General features: G+C 40.9%; 13 protein-coding genes. All 13 read left to right on the top strand.

What is annotated here, in order from left to right:
* Position 1 precedes the first annotated feature (1 nt).
* Positions 2-1,768, top strand: a complete 1,767-nt coding sequence (gene asnB, locus ODZ53_RS07130; RefSeq protein ID WP_372676476.1) for an asparagine synthase (glutamine-hydrolyzing) — start codon at positions 2-4, stop codon at positions 1,766-1,768.
* Between the two features lie 23 nt (positions 1,769-1,791).
* A complete protein-coding gene (locus ODZ53_RS07125) occupies positions 1,792-2,982 on the top strand; it encodes a UDP-N-acetylglucosamine 2-epimerase (protein WP_372676475.1) in 1,191 nt (396 codons plus the stop codon).
* Positions 2,983-3,060: 78 nt separating this feature from the next.
* On the top strand, positions 3,061-4,953 hold the full coding sequence (locus ODZ53_RS07120; protein ID WP_372676474.1) for a polysaccharide biosynthesis protein: 1,893 nt from the start codon (positions 3,061-3,063) through the stop codon (positions 4,951-4,953).
* 372 nt (positions 4,954-5,325) lie between these two features.
* Positions 5,326-6,513: a UDP-N-acetylglucosamine 2-epimerase gene (neuC, locus tag ODZ53_RS07115; RefSeq protein ID WP_372676473.1), complete on the top strand. Its 1,188-nt coding sequence runs from the start codon at positions 5,326-5,328 to the stop codon at positions 6,511-6,513.
* A gap of 26 nt (positions 6,514-6,539) precedes the next feature.
* On the top strand, positions 6,540-7,631 hold the full coding sequence (gene neuB / locus ODZ53_RS07110) for an N-acetylneuraminate synthase (protein ID WP_372676472.1): 1,092 nt from the start codon (positions 6,540-6,542) through the stop codon (positions 7,629-7,631).
* Positions 7,615-8,610 (top strand): GNAT family N-acetyltransferase, encoded by a 996-nt coding sequence (locus ODZ53_RS07105; RefSeq protein ID WP_372676815.1) that lies wholly within the window; start codon positions 7,615-7,617, stop codon positions 8,608-8,610. Before neuB ends, ODZ53_RS07105 begins: the two co-directional genes overlap by 17 nt.
* Positions 8,611-8,621: 11 nt before the next feature.
* Positions 8,622-9,287: a class I SAM-dependent methyltransferase gene (locus ODZ53_RS07100; RefSeq protein ID WP_372676471.1), complete on the top strand. Its 666-nt coding sequence runs from the start codon at positions 8,622-8,624 to the stop codon at positions 9,285-9,287.
* A 35-nt stretch (positions 9,288-9,322) separates the two neighbouring features.
* Positions 9,323-10,372, top strand: a complete 1,050-nt coding sequence (locus ODZ53_RS07095) for a nucleotidyltransferase family protein (protein WP_372676470.1) — start codon at positions 9,323-9,325, stop codon at positions 10,370-10,372.
* Positions 10,369-11,070: an acylneuraminate cytidylyltransferase family protein gene (locus ODZ53_RS07090; RefSeq protein ID WP_372676469.1), complete on the top strand. Its 702-nt coding sequence runs from the start codon at positions 10,369-10,371 to the stop codon at positions 11,068-11,070. Before ODZ53_RS07095 ends, ODZ53_RS07090 begins: the two co-directional genes overlap by 4 nt.
* 726 nt (positions 11,071-11,796) lie before the next feature.
* Positions 11,797-12,744, top strand: coding sequence for an accessory Sec system S-layer assembly protein (locus tag ODZ53_RS07085; protein ID WP_372676468.1), 948 nt, complete (start codon positions 11,797-11,799; stop codon positions 12,742-12,744).
* Between the two features lie 91 nt (positions 12,745-12,835).
* Complete coding sequence (locus ODZ53_RS07080; RefSeq protein ID WP_064200435.1) at positions 12,836-13,783, top strand: SLAP domain-containing protein; 948 nt, start codon at positions 12,836-12,838, stop codon at positions 13,781-13,783.
* 40 nt (positions 13,784-13,823) lie between these two features.
* Positions 13,824-14,819, top strand: a complete 996-nt coding sequence (locus tag ODZ53_RS07075) for an SLAP domain-containing protein (protein WP_372676467.1) — start codon at positions 13,824-13,826, stop codon at positions 14,817-14,819.
* A gap of 179 nt (positions 14,820-14,998) precedes the next feature.
* Positions 14,999-17,575 (top strand): S8 family peptidase, encoded by a 2,577-nt coding sequence (locus ODZ53_RS07070; protein WP_372676466.1) that lies wholly within the window; start codon positions 14,999-15,001, stop codon positions 17,573-17,575.
* Positions 17,576-17,587: the final 12 nt, after the last annotated feature.

The raw sequence follows: 17,587 nt of genomic DNA, 5'->3' as shown, positions 1-17,587 counted from the left end.
TATGTGCGGGATATTTGGTTATTTTGATCGGAACGGAAAGAGTTTAGACAAAGAGAAATTAGAAAAAATGGGGCAAAAAATATTTCATCGTGGTCCTGATGACCAGGGGATTTTTGCAATAGACGGAGTTGCCATTGGGAATCAACGACTATCTATAATCGATATTGAAGGAGGAAACCAGCCGTTTACATCTGAAGACGGAAGGATTAGTCTTGTCCAAAATGGTGAAATCTTTAACCATATTGAATTAGCAGATGAGTTGAAAAGAAACGGGTATATTTTTAAAACACAATCAGATACAGAAGTGCTGCTTCGTTTATATGAACAAGAAGGAATTAACTTTGTTAGCAAATTAAATGGAATGTTCAGTATCGCTATATACGATGATAGGTTAAAATCGCTATTTTTAATACGAGATCGAGTGGGTGTGAAGCCTTTATTTATTTATGACAATGGTGAAAGAATTATTTTTGCTTCGGAAATCAAATCGATATTAGAAGCAGGGGTCCCAAGAGAGGTAGATGAAGTGTCAATTCACCATTACCTTTCTTTCAATTACGTACCTCCTCCCTACACTATGTTTAAAAATGTAAGTCATGTTTTACCAGGACACTATGTTCACATCTCAGCTGAGGGAACTAAGTCTACTCAGTGGTGGGATTTAGCGAATCAGCGAGTAGAGGAACATTCTGAGGGTGAGTGGATTGAACAATTTAATTCCATTTTAGATGATGCTGTCCGTTTACGTCTGAGAGCTGATGTGCCGTTTGGCGCTTTTTTATCAGGAGGAATTGACTCAAGTACTGTTGTTGGTTTGATGTCCAAATATGTAAATGAGCCAGTTCAGACCTTCTCTATTGGTTTTGAAGACCCTAGATTCGACGAATCAATGTATGCTCAACAAGTTGCTGATAAATTTAGAACAAAACATACGATGCGAAAATTTGAAGCAAACATGTTAGATCTTTGGCCGAAAACTACTTTCTATTGCGACCAACCGCATGGAGATGTTTCATTCATGCCAACATATCGAGTATCAGAGCTTGCAGCTAATCATGTTAAGATGGTTTTAACTGGTGATGGTGGCGATGAATTATTCGCTGGCTACGATAAATATAAAAGCTTCTTCAGTTCCAATTTACTTAGCGATATTGAAACTTTCCAACGACTATATTTCAATAGCATTAGTTTGTTTACTGAGGAAGATAAGAGGTCTATATATACGTCGTCCTTCCATAACAAATTGAAGCATATAAATTCCTATGACGTTGTTGCTCCTTTATTTGAACGTGTTCAACATATGGATCAGATTAATCAAGCTTTGTATCTTGATACCATGCTTTTACTACCAGGAAATAATCTAGTAAAACCAGATCGAATGGGCATGGCTGTTTCACTGGAAGCAAGAACACCATTTTTGGATGTTCGTATGATAGAAATGGCATTTAGGATGCCTGGAAGCCTAAAGCTACAGAACGGTGAAACAAAATATATATATAAAAAAGCTGTATCTCCATTGCTAGGCGATGAAATTGTTTACCGAAAAAAACAAATGTTTACTGTGCCAATAGGGGAATGGTTTAAAAAGGACTTGGCTGAATTTACTGAGCAAAAGTTGCTAAATGGACAATTAATTGCGAGGGGAATTATCCAAAAAGACAGTGTTGTCCAATTGCTAAAGGCTCATCAGATGGAAATTAAAAACAACACTCGAGAAATTCGTGCACTGATTTCGTTAGAGTTTTGGTTTGAACAATTCATGTATTAAGACGGGGGAATAGGAGTATGAGGGTGTTATTTGTTACATATGGTGGCGGACATGTAAACGCTATTTTCCCAGTCATAAAAGAACTACAGCAGACTACTGAGTGGGAAATAACCACATTAGGTCTGACAACTGCAGGAAATGTTTTAAAGAAGGAAGGAATCCCTTACATAGGTTTTAAAGATTTAATTGAACCTACTGTAGACAATTATGCACTTGAGATAGGTAGTCTTTTAGCAAATGAAAGTGATAATTCGAAGGTACCATATGAAGAGTCTGTTGCTTACTTAGGCCTGTCTTACGTAGACCTCGAGAAAAGACATGGAAAGCAAGAAGCTAGTAAACTGTATAAAGAACAGGGAAGGCAAGCTTTTTTGCCACTTTCAATCTTGGAAAGGCTCATAAAAAAAGTAAATCCAAACGTTATTGTCACTACGAATTCTCCACGAGCGGAACAAGCAACTGTAATGACCGCAAAAAAATTCAGCATTCCTTGTGTTTGTCTTGTTGATCTCTTTGCTGTAGATGAGTTTCCAAGATTAGCACAAAAGGGATATGGAAATAGAATATGTGTAATCACGAATCGTGTTAAGGAAAAATTAATTTCAGCTGGTCGAACTGAAGAGGAAATTGTGGTTACCGGAAACCCTGCTTTTGATAAACTTGCAGATGAAACTATCCCGCAAAAAGCAAGGATCTTTCGTAATGAAAAAAAATGGGATAACAAAAAAACGATCTTGTGGGCTTCTCAACCTAATGTTGAACAACCCCAACTTCCAAGAATGATTGAAGCGGAATTATTGGAGCTTTTAAATGGACATGAAGATTGGCATATTGTCTTCCGCCCTCATCCTAGTGAGCAAATAGTATACAATCATTTGCCTGAAAGGGTAACTATTAGTGATACAAATGATGAGCTCCCAGTGTTAATAAAAGCCGTTGATATGGTACTGACCATGACATCTACGGTTGGACTTGAGTCTGTGTTAATTGGAAAACCTTTGGTTACAGTCGATATCGGTAGTTATATCGCTAGTGTCCCGTACAGCGAAATGGGCCTTTCATATGGTGTGTCACATTTACATGACCTTGAAAAAGGGATATTACTTGCATTATCAGGTGAGAACAACCTTTATAGGAAGGCTGTGTTGCCAGAGCTAGGAAAAGCTGCAGAACGAGTTAGCAATGTAATCAAACAACTCAGCGCTGGGGAATGAGAAGTAGAATGAAATGTTTCAAATTCTGGCATTCCATGTCTTTGGGAATGATCATGCTATTGTAAGGGGTAGACAATATTGAGCTACAAAAAAAGGATTATTTATTTCTCTATTGTGGACAGCTTCCTCATATTCTCAGCAGTTTTTACCAGTTATATTTTACGATTCGATGGACAAATTCCTTATGAGAACAGGATAAGTATACCTTATACTATGTTGTTGATATGGATTACCACTTACGGATTGTTTTTCTTTACCAAACATTATAAGCGGGTTTGGGAATATGCTGGAATATCTGAGCTTGTATCAATTATTAAAGTTACCACTATCTCTATTATACTTGATGTTGGTTTATATTATTTGTTAAAAAACCTAGGAATAACAATTGGAATTCCTCGAACAATATTTTTAATTTCATGGATGACAATAGTGTTTGCTATTGCTGGATCACGTTTCATATGGAGAGTCTTTCCGCGTGAATATGAAAAGGTTCAACCACATCATAGGTTGGCTTTAATAGTTGGGGCAGGAAAAGCTGGGGCACTAGTGGCTCATGAACTGAAGAGTACAAATGACGCATCTTTATTCCCAATTGCATTTATTGATGATGATATCCGCAAACTAAATTTGGAAGTTGCGGGGCTACCTGTTATTGGGAACCGATCAGATATTTTAGAAGTGGTGGAGCAATACAATATTGATACAATTATCATTGCAATTCCATCCGCTCAAAAAAAAGAGATCGCGAAGGTTATTGATATATGTACTCAAACTCGCGCACAGGTTAAATTACTTCCACGTGTCAGTGATGTGATTCATGGGAAAGTCTCAATTAAATTAATTCGAGATGTGAATGTTGAGGATCTTCTAGGCCGAGACGAGGTCTCGGTTGATCTTGAAGAAATTGCGAACTACGTAACCAACAAGGTGGTTCTAGTAACGGGAGCTGGTGGATCTATTGGTTCGGAATTATGTCGTCAAATAACCACATTTCATCCTGAAAAATTGCTTTTGCTCGGACACGGTGAGAATAGTATTTACACTATTGAGCAAGAATTAAGGCGAAGAAAGCCGGACCTAAAATATGAGACATTAATATGTGATATACAGGATCGTGATAGAATAGAAGAGATTTTTAAAACATATCGTCCGTCAGTTGTTTTCCATGCAGCAGCTCATAAGCATGTACCATTGATGGAAAAGAATCCGATTGAAGCAGTGAAAAATAACATATTTGGAACTAAAAATGTTGCAGAATGTGCTCATTTATATGGTTCCGAAAAATTTGTCCTTATTTCTACAGATAAGGCTGTAAATCCTACTAGCGTTATGGGAGTAACAAAGCGAATTGCAGAACTAATAATACAATCATTAGATAGTATTAGTTCAACTAAATTTGCAGCAGTTCGATTTGGGAATGTATTGGGTAGTAGGGGTAGCGTAATTCCTCTATTTAAACAGCAAATTGAAGAAGGCGGCCCAGTAACAGTGACCCATCCTGATATGGTTCGATATTTTATGACCATACCAGAAGCTGTTCAGCTTGTTATTCAAGCCGGTGCTTTAGCAAAAGGTGGAGAAGTATTTATTTTAGATATGGGTAATCCTGTTCGTATTGCAGACCTTGCAAGAGATCTTATACGATTATCCGGATTTGAACCCGAGAAAGAAATCAAAATTATTTATAGTGGCATCCGTCCAGGTGAAAAACTTTTTGAAGAGCTACTTACTGATGAAGAGGGCACAACTGCAACTAAACATAATCGAATATTTGTCGGGAAGCCTATAAATTGCCCGATTGAATATCTATCTTCTATTTTAAAAACAATTGAAGAGCAAATTATTGGTGTAACTTCCCCAGAACAAGTGAGAGAGATTTTATTTATTATAGTTTCACCGCTAGTTAACCCTGCTCAACAGGTTCCCGTCATAGGAGAACTGGAAGTAGCCGTCACAACGCAATCTAGATGAAGCTATTACTTTTCTTTGGTTAACAAAGAGCGGTAGTTTTTCTATTTAATTGGTTGAGTTATGTATCTTAAAAGATATGAAGTCAATTGTCATTTAGCTCACTAATCTGTGTAAAACGGGTCTCTTTTTGGGTGAAATTGACCTAATAAAACACGGTTGTTAAAATGGGCATACAGAATGGAACAAAGCGCACAATATAGGAAATTTATAACCGCAAGCGATTTGTTGGTACATATTGGTGCTCCGGTAAGTGATTTTTTCTGGGGCCCTGTGATCGTGTTTCAACACTGTTTGAAGGAAGAATCGGATTGCAGAAAAGTTAGGACTTATTAGCAATAATATTCCTATGCATTCCGAATATGGAGGAAATAAATGACAAAGCGAAAGATCTGCGTTGTAACTGGTACTCGTGCGGAATATGGCTTGCTTTATTGGTTAATGAAAGAAATTGAAAATGATAAGGATCTAACATTACAAGTGATCGTCACAGGTATGCATTTATCACCCGAGTTTGGATTAACATATCGAGTTATTGAGGATGATGGCTTTAAAATCGACGAAAAGGTAGAGATGCTATTGTCAAGCGATACTCCTGTTGGTGTCACCACTTCAATTGGACTTGCGACAATTGGCTTCGCGAAGGCTTACGATCGGTTAAAGCCTGATATCGTTGTCCTTCTTGGCGATAGATATGAGATATTAGCTGCTGCACAAGCTGCTCTGGTTGGAAGAATTCCTATCGCTCATTTATATGGAGGAGAAACAACAGAGGGAGCAATTGATGAAGCTATCAGACACTCCATAACAAAAATGTCTCATTTACACTTTGTTTCTACAAACGAGTATCGAAATCGTGTCATACAGCTTGGGGAACATCCGGATAGGGTGTTACGAGTGGGTGCTATTGGGTTAGATAATATAAGAAAATTAAAGCTGCTTAATAGAACAGACTTTGAAAAATCAATTAACTTTGAAATGGGAAAACTAAATTTTTTAGTCACTTATCATCCTGTTACATTAAGCAAGTCAGGTTCTGAGAAGGCAATGAACGAACTATTATCAGCACTGCAAGAATTTCCAGGTGCAAGAATTATCTTTACCAAGCCTAATTCTGACACTGACGGGAGAATAATCTCTCAGATGATTGATGAGTACGTTTCTATCAATCCAGATAAATGCATTTCCTATACTTCATTGGGGCAGCTTAGGTATCTTAGTGCCATTCAGCATGTGGACTTGGTGATCGGCAATTCATCAAGCGGAATAATTGAGGTTCCTGCTTTTAGAAAACCGACTGTCAATATTGGTGATAGACAAAAAGGGAGATTAAGGGCGGAATCAATTATTGATTGTGATGAAAGCAAAGAGTCTATTGTACTGGCTATTCAGAAAGCGCTGTCTGCAGATTTTGCACAAAGGCTCCCATATTTTCAATCCCCGTATGGCGAAGATTATGTTTCAATTCAGATTAAAGATTTTTTAAAAAAGGTAACATTAGACGAAATCTTGATGAAATCGTTTTATAATCTTGAAATCAGCGCAAATTCGTCGGAACAATAAGCGTTCATTAACAAGGAGGGTAAACCATGAGTAATGTATTCATTATTGCTGAGGCAGGAGTAAACCATAATGGGTCTGTGGAGATGGCTAAGCAGTTAATTTTAGCTGCTGCAAATGCAGGAGCTGACGCTGTGAAGTTTCAAACATTCAAATCTGAAAAGGTGATCAGCAAGTTTGCTGAGAAGGCTTCCTATCAAAAAAGTACAACTGGTTCAGATGAATCCCAGCTAGAAATGGTAAAAAAGTTGGAATTAAGCGCAGAAGCACATTACGAACTAATGGCGTATTGTGATCAATGTAATATTCAGTTTCTTTCAACGCCTTTTGACATGGAAAGTGTAGATTTATTAGTTGAAAAGATGAAAGTAACATTACTTAAAATCCCTTCGGGAGAGATTACAAATGGTCCATTAATACTAAAAATCGCTCAAACGGGGCTGCCTGTTATCCTCTCAACAGGGATGGCAACACTTGGGGAAATCGAACAAGCTCTCAGCGTTTTAGCATTTGGATATACTGTTACTAATCAATCCCCTTCCCTTCAAGCTTTTCATAATGCTTTTTTGAGTAAGGCAGGGCAAAAAGCATTGAAAGAAAAAGTGCAACTCCTGCAATGTACAACAGAATATCCTTCACCCTACGAGGATGTTAATTTAAATGCAATGAATACCATGTTTCATGCTTTCGGGTTGCCTGTGGGTTTATCCGACCATACTGAAGGAATTGCTATACCTATTGCTGCAGTCGCAAGAGGAGCAATTGTAATTGAGAAACATTTTACACTTGATAAGCGTCTTCCTGGCCCAGATCATAAGGCCTCTTTAGAACCGGAGGAATTAAAGGCAATGGTAAAATCAATCAGACAAGTTGAGGTTGCCATTGGTTCGTCCCTAAAGACACCTGCTCCTTCAGAAATAAAAAATAAAGAGATTGCAAGAAAAAGTCTTGTGGCCGCTCGAAATATTAGAAGTGGTGAGACTTTCACAGAAGAAAATTTGATGTGCAAACGTCCAGGAAATGGAATTTCCCCTATGTATTATTGGGAGATGATCGGTCAAGTAGCAAAAAAGGACTACCAAGAGGACGAGGTTATTGGAAGCTATGCAAGTAAATTATAATCAAGCAGAAAAACTATTTAAGGAAATTGCAGAGGAGCGTAAATGCCCATCGCTTCACCCTAGGTATCTTCAGATTGATTCGAAACGCGAAAAAGGAATGGAGCCGACATTTTTTGTGTTTGAAGAATATGGCGAAATATACTATTATCCTTTTCTCGCAGCAGATGTTCCTGATACCAAATTTCGTGACATCCAATCACCGTATGGATATGGCGGACCAATTTCAACCACAGATAATAAACAATTTATAGATCGGGCATGGTCAGCGTTTACGTCCTGGTGTCAGGAAAACAACATTCTTGCTGAGTTTGTCAGATTTCATCCAATCTTACAGAATTGGCGGTACCATAATGGAGAGAAAGTTTTTGATCGAGAAACAGTTTGGGTAGATCTTACGAATGAAGACTTATTTATAGGTTACCAATCCCGTGTTAGGAATATGCTTCGAAAGGCTACGAAACATGGTTTAAAGGTAGAATGGTGTGAGCCTGAAGTTTTCTTCCAATGGTTTCCGGAACTGTATGAAGGCTTAATGAAATCATTGCAGGCCAATCCATTCTACTTTTTTTCAAACGAGTACTATGATGCTTGGTATGAGTGGGACCAGGCCCATTATGCTCTCTGTGTCTTGGATGGAGAGGTAGTAGCTGCCTCAATTTTCTTTTCCGATAAGAATATAATGGAATACCATCTATCTGCCTCCAATGATGTTGGAAGACAACTTGCAGCATCTACCATGATTCTCCATGAGGCTGCAGAATTGGGTAAAAATTTACAGTGTCGCAAGTTACATCTTGGTGGTGGGACCAATAGCCTTGAAAATAACCCCTTATTATTCTTTAAATCTGGTTTTTCGAAAGAACGAGCGTCTTTTAGAATTGGGAAAATGATACACAAACCAGATTGTTATGAAGAATTAAAGACTTTTTGGAAGAGTAAAAACGGCTCTATTTCTGACAGAATACTATTCTATCGATAGGGGAATCAAAAATGACATGGGATCCGGTATGGGAAGAAGTTTTTAAGAAACAGGAATGGGGAAAATATCCCAGTGAGGATTTGATTCGCTTTATTTCCAAAAACTTTTACCATGTACCATCTCGAAGTCAAGTGAAAATTTTGGAAGTAGGATGTGGGCCTGGTGCTAACCTATGGTTTATGGCACGCGAGGGTTTTTCAGTCTATGGAATTGATGGTTCGGAAACTGCTGTTTTAAGGGCTTCAAATCGTTTGAGAGAAGAAGTATTAGATAGACATGCAAAACTAGTAGTCGGAGATATAGCCAATTTACCTTTTTCTAATGATTACTTTGATGCTGTGATTGATTGTGAAGCTATTTATTGTAACTCTTTTGAGAGTTCTGTAGCGATTTATAATGAACTGGCTCGGGTAACCAAACGAGGAGGAAAGTTATTTAGTCGGACTTTTGCAAAAGGTAGTTGGGGAGATGAAACTGGGGAAGTAGTCGGTCACAATGCATATATTGTAGAAGAAGGCCCATTGCACAGCAAAGGGTATAGTAGATTTACTGGATTTGAAGAAATTGAGCAAATGGTTAAAGGATTTTGCGTCCAAGAGATACAACTCTTAACACGTAAATATATGAATGTGGCCAAAGAAGTAAAGGAATGGATCATCATTGGCGAAAAGCGTTGAGGTGAAGTAAGTTAAAATAGAGGTGGCAACTCGCGATGGATAAATGGAGAAGTATTATGGTAAGCCCTGATGCCCCGATCTTAAAAGTAATTGAAATTATTGATGCTGGTGCAAAGCAATTAGCATTGGTTGTTGATGGGAATGGGCGATTACTGGGGACAGTGACGGATGGTGATATTCGTAGAGGGTTGTTAAAGGGGAGATTACTTAATGACAAGGTTTCATTAGTGATGAACTCCTATCCGACTGTTGCATCTCCATATGATTCTCGAGAAAATATATTGGCCCTAATGAAAGTACGTCAACTATATCAAATTCCTGTGGTTGATGAGGAGGGGCGAGTAATTCATGTGGAAATGCTCAACGATCTGTTACGTCCCGAGTTAAAAGATAACTGGGTGGTATTAATGGCTGGGGGATTGGGTACAAGGTTACACCCACTCACTTATGACTGTCCTAAACCGTTATTAGAGGTTGGTAATAAGCCATTGCTTGAAACGATTTTGCTTAATTTTATCGATCAAGGGTTTCATCGCTTTTTCATTTCGATTAATTACAAAGCAGAGATGATAAAGGATTACTTTGGAGACGGATCACGTTGGAATGTGGAAATTCGCTATTTACACGAAGACCAAAGCCTAGGAACTGCGGGGGCTCTTAGCCTTCTTCCCGAAAAACCAGCACAGCCTATTTTTGTTATGAATGGCGATCTTCTCACTAAAGTAAATTTCGAACAAATGCTGGACTTTCACATTACTCACCAAGCAAAGGGGACAATGTGTGTTCGAGAGTATGATTACCAGATTCCTTATGGAGTGGTTAATCTGGATAAACATCGTTTGCTTGGAATAGAGGAAAAACCACTTCAACGTTACTTTGTTAATGCCGGTATATATGTTCTGGACCCTACTGTAATAGAATTGATACCTGAAAATAACTTTTTTGATATGCCTAGTCTTTTTGAAAAATTAATGAAACAGCAAGAAGAAACCATTGCCTTCCCAATTCGGGAATATTGGTTGGACATTGGGAGAATTTCTGATTTTGAGCGGGCGAATGTTGAATTCGCGGAGGTATTCGGGTGATTAATGGAAAGACTGTTCTCGCAATTATACCAGCTCGAGGAGGGTCCAAAGGGGTGCCGCGCAAGAATATCCGAGAGGTATGCGGTAAGCCGTTGATAGCATGGACTGTAGAAGTAGCTCAAAAGTCGGTCTATATTGATAGGTTGATTCTTTCTACAGAAGATGATGAAATTGCCTCAGTTGGTAGAGCCTACGGTTGTGAAGTACCGTTTATGCGTCCGAAAGAATTAGCACACGATCATACACCTGGTATTGATCCAGTTCTCCATGTATTAGAAATATTTGATTCCTATGACTATGTTGTTTTACTTCAACCGACTTCTCCATTCCGAAACGTGTCTGATATTGATGGAAGTATTGAAAAGTGCTTGCAATCTAATGCTAAATCGTGTGTGGCAATGACTTTATCGGATAAAACTCCATATTGGATGTATTTTCTAGATGGGAACAGTCGTATGAAACCAGTTTTACGAACTGAACAAACGATTACAAGGCGTCAGGATGCTCCCAACGCATATGTAATAAATGGAGCTATCTACGTAGCTGAATGTAGATGGTTAAAGTCCCACCAATCCTTCCTATCCGATGAAACTGTCGCATATATAATGCCTAAAGAAAGGTCACTAGATATAGATTCGGAAATTGACTTTTTTATAATGGAGCATGTTTTAAAAAATAGAAACAAGATTAATTGGTAACCACAAAAAAACCAAATTGTTATACATTTGGATGATACAACATTGTGGCAATCTCTCGTCCTATCAACGTTTTCATAGTGTCTATGTTACCTAGCATTGTAGAAAAAAGGACAAACCTATCAATGAGATGTCCAATACCATAGAATCAGAAGCTTATCGTAGAGACACGATAAGCTCTTTATTTTGATCCAGGAAAAAATGCCTATACAAAAATGTTAGATATTGAATACAAAAAGAGAACCAACTGCACAAGACAGTTGGTCAAAAAGCAATTCCCCAAGTTATTTGTTTAGACTCTTACATTTTATCAATAATAAACAACGTTGTAAACTTTAACTCATTATGGAAAAGTTATACATGGATTTCGCCGTTTCGATAGCCTGAAAAATTTTTTCTTCATTAATATGCGAAGGAGACCTGATGAACGATGAAAGTTGTCTGAGCGGTATAGACTTCCTAAGAAACGGTCCTCTAAGGATGAGGGGGTACAAACCATGCTCTCCTTTTTTATCCCACCATCCATCCTTCCATTCCTTGACATCGCATGCTACGTACGGGTATCCTAACATAACTAACAATACGAATTGCACTGTGAAAAGGTTGCAAAAACCGTTTGTTTTCAGCTTGGAATGCCAAGTTTTCTATGTTGCAAAAGGATGTCACTATGCTATAGTGGATGACGAATGTTACTATATATAGATGTAGAGAAAAGTTGGGAGCGGCGATATGTTAACCTTCTTGAAGAATTTAATGGGGAATAAACCGACAACGAATGAGGTGCGTGAGCAGGTTCAGGAGGAATCGATCCTTTCCGCTGCTGATACCGAACAGTCACATCAGGAAGAACAACAAGAACAGGTTGAATCAACTGGCGTCACAACAACACTCTCTCTGCATGAATCTTGGGAGAGCCAGCTTAGTGAGCAAGAAAAATATTCGCTCTCTTTCATGGCTCTGGAGCTGGAGCCGTTACAGCCAGGGAATATTTCTTTGGCCGGAACTACGCTCGTCCCACATGATGACGGGATCGAAGTGACGGCATTTGTCCGGAATAGCACGGACAAACCGATTCGTATGGATGAAATGACACTGGTGGTACTGTTTGGTGATCAGGAGCTGTTTACACGTCAATCCTTTGATTTGAGCGAACTCGGCGAAATTCCGCCGCGCTCTGCAAGGCCATGGGTGTTTGTATTTGCTAGAGAACACTTTTTACAGGTAGATGTTCTCTTGATGAATTGGAAGATCGCTTTTGAAATGGCGGAGAAGAAAATGGTTCTTCCACAGCAGCTGGAACTGGAAGAATCCTGGATTAAGGCGCTGACTGATGAGCAAAAAACGTCCTTAATTGAACTAGCGAAGAAACTCCCTGCTCTAAATGAGGGAGAAGTAAATATACAGAGCGTGCAGATTCGTCGAACAGAAAATGGTGCCCTGAATGCGATGCTTTTGATTCGCAATGGCTCTACTCAATCACTATCCATCGAGAAGTTGCCGCTGGCGCTCTATGACGCAAGTGGGGATAAAGTGGCAGAAGGTCTGTTTGAACTAGGAAGCCTGATTGTAAATGCAAATACGAGCAAGCCGTGGCTGTTTATTTTCCCACCTGAGAGCATTCAAAAGGAAGAGCTTGACTTGTCCCGTTGGAAAGTGAGCGTTCCCCAAGGAGCCTAATGCAAGAGAGCAAATTTGCATGGGCTAGTCAAAAAAGTTTATCATGATAAGAGAAGCTTCGTTCGTGTCCGGACGTTTGAGGAGGTAGCCTATGTTTTCCTTTATGAAGAATTTTTTAGGTAAGGATCAACAGGATCTGAAAAAAGATATTCAAGAAGAGTCTGCTATCGATGTCGCTGAATTAAAAAACACCGAGGTCGAAATGGAAAGCAACGAGCAACAGGAAGAGTCTGTAGGTGGAGTTGAAAAAATTCGTACGGAATTGTCCCTAAGCCCGATTTGGGAGAGCGAGCTGGATTCCGAGAAAAAGTATACGCTTCGCTTTTTGCAAGAAGAATTGCCAGAGATGCGTAAAGGCATGATTAGCGTAACGGGATTCAGTATGATTCCCCAGCCAAATGGCATGACGGTAGCGATGTTCTTCCGTAACTCGACAAATAAGCCAGTTCGGATCAAAAACGTTGGGTTAGCGATTTATCTTGATGATAATGCGTTTGCAAGGATCAAGGTGGATTTGTCAGATATGGGCGCAATTCCACCGCATACCAGCCGTCCGTGGGAGGTATTGTTCCCGGAAGAGAGCTATCTGCATGAAAACTTCACCTTTAACCGCTGGAAAGTGGTTATGAAGGCTGGTAGAAATTCGCATGTATGGCCGCGTAATCTGGAGCTCGATCCTGAAATGGAAAGCCGCATGACCGATCGCCAAAAGGATCGTTTAGAAGCGTTGACGCAGTCTTTGCCAATGATTCCGATTAATACCGTACAGGTTACTGGATTCGATATCGGAATGACAAAGGAAGGACATTTGGTAGCAGCGATGCTCTTCCGCAATGGGATGGCCCATGATTACCGTCCAGATGAAATCAAGCTGACGATTGCTGATGCTAATGGTGATCTGGTAGCAACAGGTGTACTCGACGCAAGCAGCATTAATGTGAAGCCGGGTTACAGCCGTCCATGGATGATTGTATTCCCGCCAAATTTAGTGAAAAAGCCTGATGCCGACCTGAAAAGATGGACGCTTGAGGTAGAATAGGGCGCAATACTTTTGAGGTTGGGAAAGAGGAGGTTGACTTATGAGTTGGTTATTGGAAAATTGGTTTGGTTCCAAGGAGAGCTTGGAGCAAGTACGCGAAGATATTCATGAGAATCTTCATAGAGAGTTTTATTTGGGTGTATCCGGATTAGAGAATCCGCAGCAATCTGCGAACCGTGTGGAATCCAAGGAATTGTTTTTGGTGCTGAACGGTCCGTGGGATGATCAATTGGACGAAGCGGAGCATGAGCTCTTGCAATACGCGCATGATGAAATGCCTCCGGTTGTTCGTAACGAAGTAGGTATCATTCCTTTCTTTACACAGGTTACCAATGATGGTTTCTTGGTTCTTACCTACGTTCGTAATGCGACTGACCGCAGCATTTTGCTGCAAAGGCTTCCGTTGTCTTTGGTGACGGAGGATGGAGAGGAAGTCGCGAGAAAGACTTTTGATCTGATTACATCTGGTCCAGTGATGGAAATGTCCAGCCGTCCGATGGAATTCATGTTCCGCTGGGATGAATTCGATCGTATTCCTGAACAAGAGGTTCCATTGAAGCTGGCCTTTATCAAGCCGGAACAGCAAGAAGTCGAAGAGAATCAAAACTTTAATCTGGGTCTGAGTGCAGATGAATCCAAGCAATACATGCAGCAGGCAGCAGAAAAGGCTCCGATTGTAGAGGGCAAAGTAGATTTGCAAGTCCTCGACATCAAGCCAGGTGAAGATAACGGCTTGAAAGTCATCGTTGCTTTCCGTAACGGTCTGGCAAAACGTCTTGAATTTACCGAAGTGCCGATTATCGTTCATGATAAGGATGGCGATACTGTAGCACGTGTACACTTTACCCTGGAAAACATGAAGGTAGAAGCAAATAGCCATCGTATATGGGCATTTGATATTCCGTTCTCCTCCATTAAAAAGGAAGAGGTAAATCTGGCGGAACTGACTGCTTTTATTCCAAAAGCTCAGCAAAGAAAAAAAGAAAAAGCTCAGGTAGCACCTGAAGTGGAAGACAATAAAGGTTTGTTACAGTAAGGAGAAAACCCTTTTTGCCCATGGTGAAAAGGGTTTTGTTCTTTTCTAACGTTCCAAATATTGGCTAATCAGGGTTGCATGTCTCCCTTTTCATCCGCTATGCTAGGACGAGAAGATAAATACCTGAATTCCTTTTAGACTGCTGATTTTGCAGGGGAGAGAAGGAAGGACTGTTTTACATGAAAAAATCAGTGAACATGTCAGTAGCGACTGCGATAAGTGTCGCACTATTGATGGCAAACAACCAAACAATCTATGCTGCAGCACCACCAGCATCGAATGACTACTATTTAAGTAACCAGCTTCATTTGAGTCAGATTAGAGCTCAACAGGCCTGGTCAGTCGTAAATAGTAATGAACAGATTATCATCGCGGTGCTAGACTCTGGTGCGGATTATAGGCATCCTGATTTGAAGGACAACCTTTTGCCGGGTGTGAATCTGGTCAATCCCGGGGGATCGGCCCAGGACGATAACGGACATGGAACAGAAGTAACTGGTGTACTGGCTGCTAGCGGGAATAATAGCATTGGTGTATCTGGTGTCTTGTGGAATGCCAAGATTTTGCCGATTAAAGTTTTGGCCAAAAATGGTGATACTACGGTCCAGACTCTTGCTAAGGGTATCAATACTGCCTTGGATCGTGGTGCCAAAGTCATTCTGATGTCTCTCAGCAGCATGTCCTACTCCAAAGAACTGGCGAATGCTGTGCAACGAGCGGAAAGAAGCGGAGCCGTTCTGATTGCAGCGAGTGGCAATGAGAGTAGCCGAGTGGCTTATCCGGCAGCTTATCCCACGGTGGTAGCGGTAGGGGCTGTAAGGAGTAACAATGAAGTGCTGTATCAAAGCAATACGGGACCTGAGCTTAACCTGGTAGCGCCCGGTTTCAATGTTTATACGACCAAGCTAGGGGGGAAATACGGTTCCTTTAGCGGTACTTCAGCAGCCGCACCACAAGTAGCGGGTGCAGCGGCTCTCATACTAGCTCGTCATCCCAAACTAAGTCCATTTGATGTAAGACAATTGCTTTATCAAACGGCTACGGATTTAGGGGAAAAGGGGTGGGACCGGAAAACGGGCTACGGGTTGCTAAATGTCGACAAGGCAGTTCGAACGTCCTTATCCTATGACTTTTTAGAGCCGAATAATCAGACGTACTCAGCAAAAGCGTTCCCGATCGAGTCTCAGATACGTGGAAATTTGGGACCAAAAGATACGATAGACTGGCTGAAGATGGACATCCCTTACGATGGGAAGGTCAGCTTTACAGCGTCAGTGACATCCGGTATTTCTTCCGCGATGGCAGCTACCTTTTACCCAGAGAATCGTGCGCCGATTACACAGTACTTCGGAAATGGGGATACGATAACTGTCCCGGTCAAAGCGGGGAAAATGAATATCCGGTTAATGCGTAACGGAGGGGTCAACAACGCTTTTACCTACGTGCTGACGAGTAAGTTTACCATCAATCCGGACCGTAACGAACCGAATGATACGCAAGAGACGGCAAGGCCACTCGTAGGCAACGAAATCAGTGTAACAGGCAATTTTCACGATGAAGGGGATCAGGATTGGTTCTCCTACTATGTTCGTGAATACGGGCATTTGGATGTCGCTGTTAGTCCTGATAACAAGCGTGTCGATTTATTGCTGAGTATTGGTAAACAAGAGCTCGGTAAAAAGATGGTTGTCTGGGACCCTACCTACGATAATGGAACAAAAGACAATCCGACAGAGCGCGTCCAAAAAGAAGTGTCACCAGGGAAGTATTACATCCGTGTGAGTGAGTACAATCGCAATGCGGTGAATGGCGAATATCAGCTGGATCTGGGATACACGCCAGTAAAAAAAGATTTTAATGAGCCGAATGACACCTATCAAACAGCGTCTCCGTTAAGCGGTGGGACAGTGATGTCAGGCACGATACCGACAGCTACCGATTCCGACTGGTTCCAATTTACTGTGAATAGTGAATCGTATGTCACGTTCCGAGCGCCGTACATTCCTGTCGATAGCGGCTTTCGTTTCGCGCTCTATAGCGACCGAAATATGAACTATGCGCTTGCTTCGACGAATGAGGTAGCGGAGCTGTCTAAGCGAGGAAACGATATTATCGGTTTGCGTTTGCAGCCAGGAAAATATTATGTACGCCTTAATAGTGGTACTTCGTTCAAATATGAATCGTACCGACTCACGGTGACGCAGCAGAAATTGATAGCGGGTTATCGCGATATTTCGGACCACTGGGCGCGCTCGGAGATCGTCAGACTTAGCTCTCGCGATATTGTAAATGGGTTTAATGATGCGTCATTCAAGCCGAATCAGGCAGTGACCCGTGCAGAGTTTGCGACGATGCTGCTTAAATCGATGCGTGCGACCGGTTCTAAGGTAGCGACTACCTACACAGGAAAAGCGACCTTCCGGGATATGCCAAAGCGGCACTGGGCGTATCACAACTTAGGTGTAGCTTATCAATTGGGAATTTTGAAAGGGTACCCGAAGAATGAAATGAAGCCGGATCAGCCGATATCGCGTGCAGAGATGGCGGTAATGATCGCCCGGGCACGTAATGTGTTGATGTATAATCACGGTACCTCGAATTATCGGGATGTGCCAACGAGTCACTGGGCTTCTCCTGCCATCGAGGCTTTGACATCGAGAAATTGGGTTAATGGGTACGGTTCTTCCTTTAAACCGAATGGAAGAGCAACTCGCGCCGAGGTAGTGGTGGTACTTTCAAAAGCCTATCAATTATAAGTAAAATTTTTC

It is taken from the genome of Brevibacillus sp. BD137 (assembly GCF_041644655.1).
GTDB classification, from domain to species: Bacteria; Bacillota; Bacilli; order Brevibacillales; family Brevibacillaceae; genus Brevibacillus; species Brevibacillus brevis_D.
Note: the sequence above shows the minus strand (reverse complement) of the source record. Positions and strands in the feature narration are given on the sequence as shown.

Coding starts and splice junctions, on each gene's coding strand:
- ODZ53_RS07105 (WP_372676815.1), top strand. CDS start 7,615: ATGCAAGTAAATTATAATCAAGCAGAAAAACTATTTAAGGAAATTGCA.
- ODZ53_RS07095 (WP_372676470.1), top strand. CDS start 9,323: ATGGATAAATGGAGAAGTATTATGGTAAGCCCTGATGCCCCGATCTTA.
- asnB (WP_372676476.1), top strand. CDS start 2: ATGTGCGGGATATTTGGTTATTTTGATCGGAACGGAAAGAGTTTAGAC.
- ODZ53_RS07085 (WP_372676468.1), top strand. CDS start 11,797: ATGTTAACCTTCTTGAAGAATTTAATGGGGAATAAACCGACAACGAAT.
- ODZ53_RS07070 (WP_372676466.1), top strand. CDS start 14,999: ATGAAAAAATCAGTGAACATGTCAGTAGCGACTGCGATAAGTGTCGCA.
- ODZ53_RS07100 (WP_372676471.1), top strand. CDS start 8,622: ATGACATGGGATCCGGTATGGGAAGAAGTTTTTAAGAAACAGGAATGG.
- ODZ53_RS07075 (WP_372676467.1), top strand. CDS start 13,824: ATGAGTTGGTTATTGGAAAATTGGTTTGGTTCCAAGGAGAGCTTGGAG.
- neuB (WP_372676472.1), top strand. CDS start 6,540: ATGAGTAATGTATTCATTATTGCTGAGGCAGGAGTAAACCATAATGGG.
- ODZ53_RS07080 (WP_064200435.1), top strand. CDS start 12,836: ATGTTTTCCTTTATGAAGAATTTTTTAGGTAAGGATCAACAGGATCTG.
- neuC (WP_372676473.1), top strand. CDS start 5,326: ATGACAAAGCGAAAGATCTGCGTTGTAACTGGTACTCGTGCGGAATAT.